12 protein-coding genes are annotated in these 13,131 nt (G+C 51.3%); 2 read left to right on the top strand and 10 right to left on the bottom strand.

Annotated elements, in window-relative coordinates:
* Window positions 1-448: 448 nt before the first annotated feature.
* Window positions 449-1,234, top strand: coding sequence for a C40 family peptidase (locus ACFQ03_RS02415; protein WP_379285837.1), 786 nt, complete (start codon window positions 449-451; stop codon window positions 1,232-1,234).
* A gap of 117 nt (window positions 1,235-1,351) precedes the next feature.
* On the opposite strand, the gene ACFQ03_RS02410 is transcribed toward ACFQ03_RS02415, so the two are convergent.
* Genes ACFQ03_RS02410 through ACFQ03_RS02395 form a run of 4 tightly spaced genes read right to left on the bottom strand, consistent with a single transcriptional unit; the run spans window position 1,352 to window position 3,060 of the window.
* Entirely contained in the window at window positions 1,352-1,930 is a 579-nt protein-coding gene (locus ACFQ03_RS02410; RefSeq protein ID WP_379285835.1) for a histidine phosphatase family protein, read from the bottom strand.
* Between the two features lie 43 nt (window positions 1,931-1,973).
* Entirely contained in the window at window positions 1,974-2,339 is a 366-nt protein-coding gene (gene crcB, locus ACFQ03_RS02405) for a fluoride efflux transporter CrcB (protein WP_379285833.1), read from the bottom strand.
* Between the two features lie 2 nt (window positions 2,340-2,341).
* Window positions 2,342-2,773: a fluoride efflux transporter CrcB gene (gene crcB / locus ACFQ03_RS02400; RefSeq protein ID WP_379285831.1), complete on the bottom strand. Its 432-nt coding sequence runs from the start codon at window positions 2,771-2,773 to the stop codon at window positions 2,342-2,344.
* Window positions 2,737-3,060, bottom strand: coding sequence for a winged helix-turn-helix transcriptional regulator (locus tag ACFQ03_RS02395; protein WP_144932494.1), 324 nt, complete (start codon window positions 3,058-3,060; stop codon window positions 2,737-2,739). The genes crcB (ACFQ03_RS02400) and ACFQ03_RS02395 overlap by 37 nt, the downstream gene beginning before the upstream one ends.
* Window positions 3,061-3,523: 463 nt before the next feature.
* Between ACFQ03_RS02395 and ACFQ03_RS02390 the strand changes: the two genes are divergently transcribed.
* Entirely contained in the window at window positions 3,524-4,906 is a 1,383-nt protein-coding gene (locus ACFQ03_RS02390) for a glycine--tRNA ligase (RefSeq protein ID WP_144932495.1), read from the top strand.
* Here the strand turns inward: ACFQ03_RS02390 and ACFQ03_RS02385 are convergent.
* From ACFQ03_RS02385 to ACFQ03_RS02360, 6 genes are all read right to left on the bottom strand, one after another.
* On the bottom strand, window positions 4,903-5,445 hold the full coding sequence (locus ACFQ03_RS02385) for a hypothetical protein (RefSeq protein ID WP_379285828.1): 543 nt from the start codon (window positions 5,443-5,445) through the stop codon (window positions 4,903-4,905). The two genes, ACFQ03_RS02390 and ACFQ03_RS02385, sit on opposite strands and share 4 nt — an antisense overlap.
* A 157-nt stretch (window positions 5,446-5,602) precedes the next feature.
* Entirely contained in the window at window positions 5,603-7,750 is a 2,148-nt protein-coding gene (gene recQ / locus ACFQ03_RS02380; RefSeq protein ID WP_144932496.1) for a DNA helicase RecQ, read from the bottom strand.
* A 433-nt stretch (window positions 7,751-8,183) separates the two neighbouring features.
* Window positions 8,184-9,752, bottom strand: a complete 1,569-nt coding sequence (locus ACFQ03_RS02375; RefSeq protein ID WP_379285826.1) for a xylulokinase — start codon at window positions 9,750-9,752, stop codon at window positions 8,184-8,186.
* Window positions 9,752-10,558, bottom strand: a complete 807-nt coding sequence (gene trpA, locus ACFQ03_RS02370; protein WP_379285824.1) for a tryptophan synthase subunit alpha — start codon at window positions 10,556-10,558, stop codon at window positions 9,752-9,754. The genes ACFQ03_RS02375 and trpA overlap by 1 nt, the downstream gene beginning before the upstream one ends.
* On the bottom strand, window positions 10,555-11,493 hold the full coding sequence (locus ACFQ03_RS02365; protein ID WP_144932501.1) for an ABC transporter permease: 939 nt from the start codon (window positions 11,491-11,493) through the stop codon (window positions 10,555-10,557). Before ACFQ03_RS02365 ends, trpA begins: the two co-directional genes overlap by 4 nt.
* A 5-nt stretch (window positions 11,494-11,498) precedes the next feature.
* On the bottom strand, window positions 11,499-13,010 hold the full coding sequence (locus tag ACFQ03_RS02360) for a sugar ABC transporter ATP-binding protein (RefSeq protein ID WP_144932503.1): 1,512 nt from the start codon (window positions 13,008-13,010) through the stop codon (window positions 11,499-11,501).
* Window positions 13,011-13,131: the final 121 nt, after the last annotated feature.

The raw sequence follows: 13,131 nt of genomic DNA, 5'->3' as shown, positions 1-13,131 counted from the left end.
GAAAATAAATCACCACGTATTCGATAAAAATCTATCTGGATAAATATAGCTTAATAGAACCAAAACTTATGGATTTTAACCTTTTTGAAACCTTTTTTAGAAAAATAATTCTAAAGTCCTATAAAATTGAATATTATGGTAAAAATAAATATTTTTTGGAATATACTGTCGAAAAATTGGAGAAAATTCAGTCTTTTTGTTGTCCAAAAATAGTTCCTTCGGCCTATGGATTTATGAAAGCGGTTAAATGGAAAACTGGTAAAATACCAATTGGTAATATCTACTACTCTTTTGCCATGAAATCCTGTGTTATAGTTTTGGAGCAAGCCCACAATTGGTAATTTAGGAGGAGGATAACTTAAATCATTGCTGATCTGGATAAATTTAGAAGAAAAATAAAATTTGGATATCATTAAAACCAAAATTCATTCGGAGGTACTAGCTGAAAATGAAAAAGAAAGTCGTAACTTGTATAATTGCCGCTTCGATTGGACTTAGTGCTATTCCTTTTCAAGCGATGGCCGCTACCGATGGACAAGGGACTTTAAAAGTCGTAAATAGCGTGAATTTTCGTACCGAACCTAGCGTGAAAAATAACCAGATCCGTTATTTGAAGCCGGGTGAAACTTTAGATATAGTAGGTCAGCCTAACTCCTATTGGTATAAAGTTAAAGATCAAAATGGAAAGATCGGATATGTTTCTTCTTCATCCAAATATGTCAGTGCAGCGAACCAGCCGTCCAACGGCGGAACCTCCTCGGCGAATGCCGTGTCCAAGCCTTCAACTTCTTCTTCCGCTAAAGTAGAGAAGGTGATCAGCACCGGAATGAAATACTTAGGAACCCCTTATGAATTTGGTTCCAACCGGAACAGTACGAAGACTTTTGACTGTTCGGATTTCGTTCGCCATGCTTTCAAACAAGCCCTGGGAGTCACCCTGCCTTCCGATTCCAGGAAGCAAGCCGATTATGTCAAGAAAAAAGGGCATACCACCACTAACTGGAGAAACTTGAAACGCGGTGACCTCATGTTCTTCATGGATTACAAAGGTTCCTCCGCTTCGTCTTATAAAGGAATCAACAAATCCAAACAGAGAATCAGCCACGTCGGCATCTACCTCGGAGATGGCAAAATTCTTCATACTTATTCCGTTAAATCCGGCGGGGTACGCGTGGACAGCATCGCTGGGAAACATTGGGAACACCGCTTCGTGTTCGGAGGTTCTGCACTATAATGTTCTTGCAAGCTTGGCCATCGGCCAAGCTTCTTCCTATTATACTATAGATACGGCAAAAGACAGCTTCCATTCGATTGCCAAATGATAGAATATCCGCCGCCTCAAGCAAAGGCTCTACCTCGCCTCCAGATGCCGGGTGCAGTTATAGAGAAGGCAGCTCCAATTCTCCTCGGTATGCTGCAGTACACAGATTGACGTATTGCTTAGCTTGGAGATTTCCCGGTCGCGGATCAGTTCTCCCATTGTCGCCCTTATCCAGGCTCCATGACTGACAACCAGCACCCTGTCCTCAGGATGCTTGACCGTAATTTCTTTCATAAAGCTGAGGCTTCGTCTAAGCACATCCTGTAGGGTTTCCTCACCGTGATCTATCTCCCTCCAGTTGGGGCCCCACCTTTCGATTCTTTCCTCTTCCGTAGTTCCGTCCAAATCTCCATGGGATTTCTCCCGCAATCTGGCATCATAGCCGGTCACCTTCATCCCCATCGCCTCTGATATGATCTCCGCTGTCCGGCTCGCTCTTGCGAGGTCACTCGTATAGATATAATCCCAATGCTCCTGGGCCAACCGTTCCCCAAGCAGACGCGCCTGACGAATACCTTCCTCGTTCAGAGGAATATCATGCTGTCCCTGTGCCCTTCCTTCCAGATTCCAATCCGTCACTCCGTGCCGGACCAAGCCTATCGTTGTCATATTTTCTCCCCCGCCGTCCACATATTCTAATATGTACTTCCAGTCAGTTCACCAGCAACGCGCCTAAAATGAAGCCTGTCCAGGCCAATCCCAGCCCGGCTCCATAGCTTAATCCCAAGTAGACAAGCAGCGATTTCCGTCGGCCGGCCAATATCAGCTTAACATTCTCTACCTTAAACGTGGAGAACGTAGTGTAGGCTCCCAGAAAACCCGTTCCGAACAGCATTCCCGCCCAAGTACCGGACAAGCCCATCCCGGTAATCACTCCCAGTAAAAATGAACCGGATAGATTAACAAAGAGAGTTCCCAAAGGGATGGAAGAAGGAAATCTGCGAGTAGCCCAAGTGGACAGCACATATCTGGAGACGGCGCCGCAGAATCCTCCGATAGCTATCCATAACCCCGCCATAATCAACTATCCTCCCGATCTCTGCGGTTTGAGCGGAGGTTCCCCAACCTGTAACCGGCCCAGGCAGCAGCTAGTCCTCCCCATAGACTGGAGAGAAAATATATCGCAGCCGTCCCCCATTGGCGGTCCGCCAGAAGCTGAATCGACTCTACACTAAAGGTAGAGAAGGTTGTAAACGAGCCAATCAGGCCGGTTCCTGCCGCAGTCATCAACCAGAACGGAAGGAGGCTTCTATTCATCCCCCAGGCAGTCAACCAGCCAAGCATAAAGCAGCCTATCAAATTAACGGCTAATGTCCCCGGATAAGAATGTCCTCCCGCTGCCATTGCTATGCCATACCCTAAATAATATCGGGCCAAGGCGCCGGCCGCACCGGCCACCCCAACAGCGGCACAGGTTAATGTCCATTCGCGTCTGCCCAAGTTTGCGCCCATCTCTGGACCTCATCCATCACCGGTTTCAATTCTTTTCCTTTAACCGTGAGTTCATATTCTATTCTTACCGGCATCTCCGGAAAAACTTTGCGTTCTACAATTCCGGCCGCCTCCAGCTCTTTGAACCGCTCCGACAACATCCGGTCACTCATGGCGGGAATTTGATCGGAAATATCTTTAAACCGCATAGGGCCATCCATCAGCACATGAATGATCAAACCGGTCCACCGTTTGCCGAGCAGCTCGAAAGCCGCTTCGAATTTAGGACACAGTTGTTTTCCCTCCATGCTTATCAACTCCTTCTCTTCTTATTTTATCATAGTGGTGCGCTGGAGTGGCGGGAAACCATTACCGATGAAAAAAAATAAGTACAACCTAACAGGTTCATTCCTATTCTCATAATTGCCCATTCCTTCAATGTTTACTTGCATTTCCTGTTTAAAATCAGTATGATGGATTACAATACAATTATTAATAAGATGTGGCTGAGATGGATCTATAGTATCTGAACTCCTTCTGCATAAGCGACCCGGGGGCGGTGAAAGCCCGGGAGAAGCTTCAGAGAAACGGCAATCCGGAGCTGCTTGCTCTAAGAGGGGATACGCCTGGAACGGCGTGTCAACTAGGGTGGAACCGCGGGTGCACAAGCTCTCGTCCCTAGGCATGTTTCATGCCACTGGGAGGAGGGCTTTTTCATTTGCCGTCAAGCCCCCACATCTTTGTAAGCGATGGAAAAAGGAGAGAGCATCAATGACAGTATCGATGGAACAGATTGTAGCATTAGCCAAGCATCGCGGATTTATTTTTCCCGGATCGGAAATCTATGGGGGACTCGCGAATACTTGGGACTACGGCCCATTGGGTGTGGAGCTGAAAAATAACATCAAACGCGCTTGGTGGAAAAAGTTTGTCCAGGAATCCCCTTATAACGTAGGGCTGGATGCCGCCATCCTGATGAATCCCAAAACTTGGGTAGCTTCCGGGCATATCGGCAATTTCAACGATCCGATGATTGATTGCAAGCAGTGTAAAGCCCGCCATCGGGCGGATAAGCTGATTGAAGAAGGGCTCGCTCAGCAAGGAACGGAAATCATTGCCGACGGTCTGTCATTCGATGAGATGGCCGAGTTGATCAAGAAGCATAACCTGGCTTGTCCGGATTGCGGCAGCCATGATTTTACCGATATTCGCCAGTTTAACCTCATGTTCAAGACGTTCCAAGGGGTAACGGAATCCAGTGCGAACGAAATCTATATGCGCCCGGAGACGGCCCAAGGTATTTTCGTCAATTTCAAGAACGTTCAGCGCACAATGCGTAAAAAAGTGCCTTTCGGAATTGCCCAAATCGGCAAGAGCTTCCGGAACGAAATTACGCCCGGCAACTTTACTTTCCGCACCAGAGAATTTGAGCAGATGGAGCTGGAGTTCTTCTGCAAGCCGGGAGAAGATTTGCAATGGTTTGAATATTGGAGGGAATTCTGCCGTAAATGGCTGCTCGATCTCGGTATAAGAGAGAACAATATCCGGCTGCGCGACCATTCACCGGAGGAACTGTCCCACTACAGCAATGCAACGACGGACTTCGAGTATCTGTTCCCGTTCGGCTGGGGAGAGCTCTGGGGAATCGCGGATCGTACCGATTACGATCTGAAACAGCATATGGAGCATTCGGGTGAGGATTTCCATTACATCGATACCGAAACGAACGAGCGGTACATTCCTTACTGCATCGAGCCATCGCTCGGAGCGGACCGCGTCACTCTCGCCTTCTTCATCGATGCATACGAGGAGCAGGAATTGGAAGGCGGAGACAGCCGCACCGTTCTGCATCTGCATCCTGCATTAGCGCCTTACAAAGCGGCCATTCTGCCGCTGTCCAAGAAGCTTTCCGAAGGGGCACGGCAGGTATTTGCCGATTTGGCGAAGCATTTCATGGTCGATTATGACGAAGCCGGCTCCATCGGCAAACGCTATCGCCGTCATGATGAAATCGGCACACCGTTCTGCATTACGTACGATTTCGATTCGGAAACGGACGGTCAAGTAACGGTTCGCGACAGGGATACGATGGAGCAAGTGCGCATTCCGGTGGACCAGCTTCGCGCCTATATCGAAGAGAAGCTCGTATTCTAGGCAAGGGCTTGAATTTGCAGCCATTGCGGGGCTATCTCTGCAGAGGAACAAAACGCCCCTTTGATGGGCCTGATTTGAAAACGAATATTCGAAAAGGGCTGGCGATGCCAGCCCTTTTTTACTACATAGTGGTATTGGGTGGGACATTTTTCAACTTGGCATAAAAAGCTACCTCTAATTATCGGGTTATTCGTCTCAGCTCCATGGTCTCCCGCAAAGGCGGCCAGAGGGGAGCAGAGAGGAGTACAGAGGAGCACAGAGGAGCAGAGGGGGGCAAAGAGGAGCACAGAGGAGCACAGAGGAGCAGAGGGGGGCAAAGACGAGCAAAAGTGCATTAAAATCCGCCCCTTTTCCCAAAAAAGAGCGAAAGACGAGCAAATGTGCATGTCTTTTTGATAAAAATGGAGCGATCTCGAAGAAATCGCCCCAAAGACCTGCATTTTCGCTTTAGAATAAGGCATCGCGCAGCTTTTTCCCAAAAAGACCTGCAGTTTTGCGCGTCTTTTCACACCATTCGGCGGGTTAACGCCAAAAGACATAAATGTATCTCCACGGCACGTTACAGCATTGACGTCTAACCTCAGCAGTCAGCTTGCATAACAATGGCCTTCTTAGTCGGCGTTATCTCCTCGCGCGTTATTGACCTCAGCTTCTCCGAGACATTCTTTTCGACCCAAAAATGTGTTAGTCGGATGATCAAATAAATTCGTGCTTGACCATTACCGCCTTGATGGCAAAATAATCGACCTCATCGGGAAGAGCCTCTTTGAGCGGCTTTAACCGGTCCGCGCCCAGCTGCTGGATTGCCTCGATGATCATGCCCTCATATTTCTCCGGAATCAGAAGGTCCCAATCGATCTCCATCCCTTCCTTGGCGCAGCGGAGAATATGATCCTGGATGGTTACTACACTCATCCCTCTCTCCCTGGCTATTTCCTCAGCACTTCTTCCTTGAATAAAGCTTTCATAAGTGAGCAGATGACTGCCTTTGCCGCCATTCGCGCTTTTCTTCCCGTTCCTCTCGTTCGTTCCCGCCCGGTAATCGAATTCCGCTTGCATCTCCCCTGAGTCGGAAGCGTCTGCGGATTGCTGCAGCTCCTTCAGGAACAAGGCCCCGTATTTCTGCAGCTTGGCATCCCCCACTCCCTTGATCTGCAGCATCTCCTCCATAGTTCTAGGAAGACGTCTGGCCATATCCTGCAAGGTGCTATCCGAAAATATTATGTAAGGAGGCACTCCTTCCTGATCGGCCAATTGCTTGCGGATCTCCCTCAGCCGCTGGAACAGAGGCCCGGCATCTGCCGCCGCCTTGGGAGCTTTGGGCACTTTATGCAGCACCTTCTCGTTGCCTTTCAGCACTTCCGCCGCTTTGGGAAGCAGCCGAACAACCGGATACTGCCCTTCGCTCATAGCCAGATACCGCTCGGCAATGAGCTTGTGAATCAAATCGGAGATTTCCTTCTCCGTCATTGAATTCATAATGCCGTAGGTCGGAAGCCGATCCAAGCCGAACTGCGTAACCCGCTTATTACGGGACCCTTTCAGCACCTGGGCGACCAGCGTCGCTCCGAACCTCTCCTTCATTCTCCAGACGCACGAGAAAATTTTGCTGGCCTCTACCGTTATATCCACCAGTTCCCCTTCATTCTTGCAGCTGCTGCAGTTATCGCAGGACGGGCTGGCCGCCTCCTCCCCGAAGTAATCGAGAATATAGCTGCGCAAGCACTGCTGGGTGTAGCAGTAATCAATCATGGTCTGCAGCTTTTTGTAATCGTTGGATTTACGCTCCGCATCGGAAACGGACTGCTCAATCAGAAACTTCTGAGTCTGAATATCCTGAGCGCTGAACAGCAGTACGCACTCCCCCGGCTCGCCGTCTCTTCCCGCACGTCCCGCTTCTTGATAGTAGGCCTCCATATTTTTGGGCATGTTGTAATGAATGACATATCTGACATTAGATTTGTCAATCCCCATCCCGAAAGCATTCGTCGCCACCATCACCTTAACTTCATCATACAGGAAGGCCTCCTGGCTCTGTTTTCTTTCCTCGTCGCTCATTCCGGCATGATATTTCCCGGCTGCTACACCTTTGCGCTCAAGCAGCCGGCAAAGCTCATCCACCTCTTTACGGGTAGACGCGTATATAATGCCAGCCTGATCGGGATGATGATGAATATGGTTCAGCACATATTCCGTTTTGTTAACGCCCCTCAGCACGGAAAGGGACAGATTCTCACGATTGAAGCCGGTAACGTGAATCTCGGGCCGGTCCATGCCCAACAGCTTCACGATATCCCGGGTTACCTCTTCCGTAGCGGTAGCCGTAAAAGCAGCCACCACCGGACGATCCGGAATTTGTCTCAAGAAGGGAACAATAGATAAATAGCTCGGCCGAAAATCATGTCCCCATTGGGATAAGCAGTGAGCCTCATCAATGGCGATAAGGGGAACCTCTACCCGATAGGTCAAGGATTGAAAACGGGGGGAATCGAGCCGTTCCGGTGCTACGTAAAGCAGCTTGTATTCGCCGTTGGAGGCCAAGCGCAGTCTTTCCTCCGTCTCCGCCTGGCTTAGAGAGCTGTTGATATATGTTGCGGATACCCCCAGGCTGTGAAGCGCGTCCACCTGATCCTTCATGAGAGAAATCAGCGGGGAAATGACGATCGTCGTTCCGGGCAGCATCAGGGCGGGAATTTGATAGCAAATCGATTTGCCCCCGCCCGTCGGCATAATGCCTACCGTATCCCTTTTATGTAAAATATCCCAAATAATATCTTCCTGTCCTGTGCGGAAATTAGAATATCCATATACTTTCTGCAATAATTGCACTGCTTGCTGAAGCATCGTTACACCTCAATTTTCTATGCGCCCATAAGTACCTTCTAAGAGGCTTGCCGGGCCAAATCCATTCCTGCGGGACCCGTCCCTGAGGAGGACTTTTCGTTCATATTGGAAAATAGCTCAGGGCTAAAATGCCTGATTCTACTATTATATCATTTTCGATAGAGGTCCTGTGAAGAAACGAGAGATTTCTTTCATGAAATGCCACAAAGTGACGTGCAGCCTTCGAAGTGTATTCTGGCCACACTCCAACAAAGTCGGTGTCTAAACCTTCCTCTAAACGTGGTTCAGGGGAGGAACATTCCCTTCAAATGTGCAGCCTTCGAAGCGCATCGCATGTGCCTTGCAGGGGACACCGGAACATTTAGCAAGCAAAAAGCCCGCCCTCCGCTAAACGGAAGACGGGCTAGTCCATATCCGATGATCTCTTAGGCATTCAAGGCACCATTACAGGCTGAAGAGCCGCGTAAAGCTGCTTGTACTTGGAAAATTTGGCCTCGTAATGGTCGTCCAGTTCACGATTGGCCGCATAACCGGCGTGCTCTCCTTTTTGCAGGTAGGCCGCCTTGAATTCCGCAAAATTTGCGGACCAGCCCAGATGCACGAAGCCAAGGGAGGCTACCCCCAGGGCGGGTAGAAATTGGGCATCTGCAGGAACGAGAACCTGGCTGGAGCATATGTCCGCCAGAATTTGCATCCAGGCTTCGCTTTTGCCGCCGCCGCCGATGACATTCATCGCGTCCGGCTTCTGCCCGGATAGCAGTAGATCCCTGACCTGGCGGATCGCGAAGGAGACTCCCTCCAGCGCAGCCGCACCGAGGTCGGCGCGGGTAGTCTCGCCGGTCAAGCCGACATAGCAACCGGTTGCGTCCGGGTCCTGTACCGGGCAGCGCTCCCCTGCCAGATAGGGCAGGAACAGCACCCGGTTGCGCTCGCGGCGGCTGGAGGCCACCAATTGCTCGAATCCGCGGTAATCCTCCGGACCCTCTGCGAAATTCCCGACCGCCCATTGGTGAACACTGCCCGCATTCAGAAGCGGGGCAATGGCGATCAGGTGCGAGCCGGCCGGATGGGCAAGGTGGAAAATACCGCCGGCGCTCTCAATGGGCTGCTCGACGGCGGCCGCTACCCAACCGGTCGTCCCGAGGTAGACGTACATGTCTCCCTCGGCCATCACTCCGGCCCCCAAGGTAGAGGAGCCGGCATCGCCGGCACCGGCCAGCACGCGCGTATCGGTGCTCAGTCCGGTCAGCCGGGAAGCCTCGGGGGTAACCGTGCCGACCAAGCCGACCGAAGGTATGATGGCCGGAAGCTTGCCCGCATCCATCTGCAGGGCTTCCGTCCATTCGGTCACCCACTGCCGGCTCGCCGCATCCATCAGGCCTACGGTCGAGGCCGTCGTCGGGTCCGTCACCGCTTTCCCCGTCAGCTTCAGAATGACGTAATCCTTGGAGCCGAACAGAAAATACCGGCTCTGATCATATTTGTCGGGTTCATGCTCCCGCATCCAGGCCATCTTGGCCAGCGGAAATGTCCCGTCAAAATGGTTTCCCGTACGGCGCTTCATTTCACGCTCCGTAATTTGCGCAAGCAGTGACTCTGCTTGCACCCCCGCCCGGCTGTCGGAATACAGAATGGCCGGACGAAGCGGTGCCCCGTCGGAATCGACGGCGATCAAATCCTGCATCTGCCCGCTGAAGGCTACGCAGCGAATTTGCTTTCCGCCGACGCCTAACGCGTCCCAATCCCGACACATCTGGACGAATGCGGTCCACCAGCTTTCCGGATCCTGCTCCATATACCCGCCTTGATGCATGGTCGTTAACGGAATCGTCCGTTCATGCCTCAAGACGCCGTCCCGTCCGACCAGAACACCCTTAATGGCGGTCGTTCCGATATCGATGGAGGCCACTACCTCCCCGGCGGACGATGTCTCTGCACCGGTCCCCGCGAAGGGGATATCCTTCACAGCCTGTTCTGCAGAAACGCCTGATTCCATTGTCATCAAGCTTCACCTGCCTTGGAGGAAGGTAACGTACTTTGCTTCATTTCAGAAATTAAGCGATACAGCCCGTCTTTTTCTTGAAATTCGCATTTGGAAACCAGCGCCGAGCCTACAACCGCTCCGTCATAGCCCGTTTCGATAATTTCCCGTACATTATCGGCGTTCTTCAGCCCGAAGCCGGCCACGGCCATCCCTTGAAACCAGGGGGATACGGAGGACAGCAGCTGATGAGCGTTGTTTATTGTCGAGAAGGGATCTCCTGTTGTCCCCGCATACATCTGAGCGTAAATAATCTTGGCCTGCTTGGCGATAGTTTCCAACTGCTCGGGCTTCATGCCCGGATTAATGAAACGGATGACATCGACTCCGCTTGGCTCCACCTTCTCCTGAAGTCGGGCCAGCTCTTCATCCGTCGTATCCGGAATGACCAGACCGTCGATCCAGCCTTCCTTTACAAAGATTTCGTACCAATGGTTGGCGATGAAATCCCGATGATACGCCATCGCCCACAGAGGAACGTCCACTCTTTCGCGCAATGCTTTCATATAATCAGGCAGCCATTCCTCCGGAGCCCCGTTAAGGCGCGCCCGATAGTGAGCCCTCTGGATAATTTCCCCGTCATAGACCGGGTTGGCCGAAGGGACACCAATTTCCAGAATGTCCAGACCGGCGGATACCGTCTCCGTCAGCAGCTCCAGAGATTTGTCCGGATTCGGATCCCCTGCCGCGAAATATCCGATTAACAAGCCTTCTTGATTATTCTTAACTTTCTGTAGACACAAATTGTTGCGTTTATTTCCCGTCATTTCGCTTCACGACCCATTCGTTGTAGTATGACGGCAGCAATGACGATCACCCCGGTAAATACATCCTGCATGAACGTCGGCACACCCAGGATGGTCAGACCGTTCGCCACAATTCCGAGAATCGCTGCTCCTACGAATGTTCCCCAAATATTGGGCACTCCTTCCTTGAAGGCAGTCATTCCCAGAAATGCGGCAGCGTAGGCGGTCAAGAACAGCCCGTCCCCTCCGGTTGGGTGCGCGGATCCCAGACGGGAAGCCATAAGCATACCGGTCAGAGCCGCCATGATGGAGCAGAGTGCGAAAGCCGCATTTTTGTTCCATTTCACGTTAACCCCAGCCACTCGGGAAGCCTGTTCATTGCCTCCAAGGGCATAGAGCCTGCGCCCGAATGCGGTTTGATTCATAATGTACCAGAACAGCAAGGTTACGAATATCATCAAGATGGACAGAAGCGGGATGCCGCCCCATTGGGTTTGTCCCACATAGCGGAAGCTGGCCGGGATATTTTCAAAGACGGTTGCCCCTCCCGTCAGCCAGAAGGTGAAGCCGCCGAGAATCGTCCCCATAGCCAACGTTGTAATAAAGGAAAGCACCCGAAATTTGGTTACGATCCAGCCATTGATTACACCTATGACTAAAGCTGCCAGCAATGGCAGGGTAAATACCAGCGCCATCGGATAGCCCGCTATGGCCAGCTTGGCTGCCATGACTCCTCCCAGACTCGCCATTGCCCCAACGGACAAGTCAAACTCTCCGACCGCCATGACCAAAGTCGCTCCGATGGAAATCATTACGAGGAACGATATTTGCCGGCTAATGTTGAGAGCGTTATCCGGTGTGGCGAACGAATCGGGACTAAGAAGACTAAAAACAAGAACAATGAGAAGACCTGCTATCACTGTTCCGTAAGTGCGCATCACTTTAACAAATGTCATCTCATTCAAGCCCCTTTCTCACCATGTCGATAACAAATCTGCAAGACCTGCTCCGGAGTCACTCCCACATTGGGAAGCTCCGCAATCGTCTTTCCTTCATGCATAACTACGATGCGGTCCGCTATATCCAGCACTTCCTGAAGATCGGAGGATACAAAAACGACTCCGCATCCTTCGGAAGCTTTGCGTTGAAGCAGCCGATGAATCTCTTCCCGGGTCATGACGTCCACCGCCTGGGTCGGCTCATCGCACAGGAACACTTTCGGATCGGAAAGCAGCGCTTTCGCAAAAACTACCTTCTGCTGATTGCCTCCGCTCAACTGGCCGATTTCCTGCTCCATCCCGGTCGCTTTCACCTGCAGCGACTCCATATATTGCTTAACGGTCTGTTTTTCCTGCCTGTGTTTTATCTTCAACCAGGTGGCAAAACGCTTAATAACAGGTAATGTCATATTTTCACGGATCGTCATGCTTCCGATCATCGCATGGGAACGGCGGTCCTCAGGGATGAGGACGATGCCTCTTTGCAAAGACGTTTTCGGAGCCGGACGAACCGCTTCATTATTGGCTCCGGCTACAGTGCCTGCTACTATCTTACGAAGGCCGTACACCGCTTCCAGCAATTCCGTGCGGCCGGCTCCGGCGAGTCCGAAGATTCCCAGCACTTCTCCCGCGTGAACGTCAAAGGAGGCTTGCTTGACTTTACCGTCCGCCGTAGCCAACCCCGATACCGACAGCAGCTTGTTCGCTCCATCCATTTTTTTCACTGGACGGCTTGTGCGTTCCGGGGCATCCTGGTCCGTCATCATTTGAACCAGACTTTCATGAGTGGCCTCTTCCTTGGCTACGGTGCCGATATATCGTCCATTACGGAATACAGTGATACGGTGGGATAGACGGAAGATTTCCTCCATACGGTGGGACACATACAAGATCGAGGTGCCTTGCTTGATCAAGCGTCCGATTAATTCGAAGAGAAGCTCCGCCTCCCGGTCCGTCAATGAGGCTGTCGGCTCGTCCAGAATCAGAAGCTTGCAATCCTGCATCATCGCCCTGAGAATTTCCAGCATCGTTTTTTCCGGAGGAGACATTTCCTGCGCCGTTTTATTAAGATCCAGATCGATCCCCAGCCGCTTCTTCAGCGTTTCTCCCGTTTCCTTCATCTGGGACCATTTGACGCTCCGGGACAGGCCGTTAGCGGGATAAGCCTTGCCCAGGAACAAGTTCTCGTATCCTTTAAACGAAGGGATCAGTTGACGATCCTGGTGAATAACGCTAATTCCCAGATTCACCGCATCTTGAGGAGTTTGAATGACAACCGGCTTGTCTTCCCAGAACAGCTTTCCTTCATCTATGCTGTAGACGCCCGTAACCATTTTGATAAAGGTTGATTTGCCTGCGCCGTTCTCGCCCACTAAAGCATGTACCTCGCCCGGCCGAATTTCGAACGTAATGTCCGACAGAGCTTTATGCTGACCGAACTGCTTCCCCAATCGTTCCGTTCGCAGCAATTCCATCGAAGTTTCCCCCTCCTTCACTTCTCGACGGTCAAAAGGCGGGGGAAATACAGAGCTCTGTATTTCCCCATTCCATTGTCAAATGTTTAAGACCGTATAAACCCTTCCCCAAGGAAGCTGA

This window comes from Paenibacillus residui, from assembly GCF_042677205.1.
Classification (GTDB): Bacteria; Bacillota; Bacilli; order Paenibacillales; family NBRC-103111; genus Paenibacillus_L; species Paenibacillus_L residui.
The sequence above is the reverse complement of the archived record's forward strand: the minus strand, read 5'-3'. Positions and strand labels throughout refer to the sequence as shown.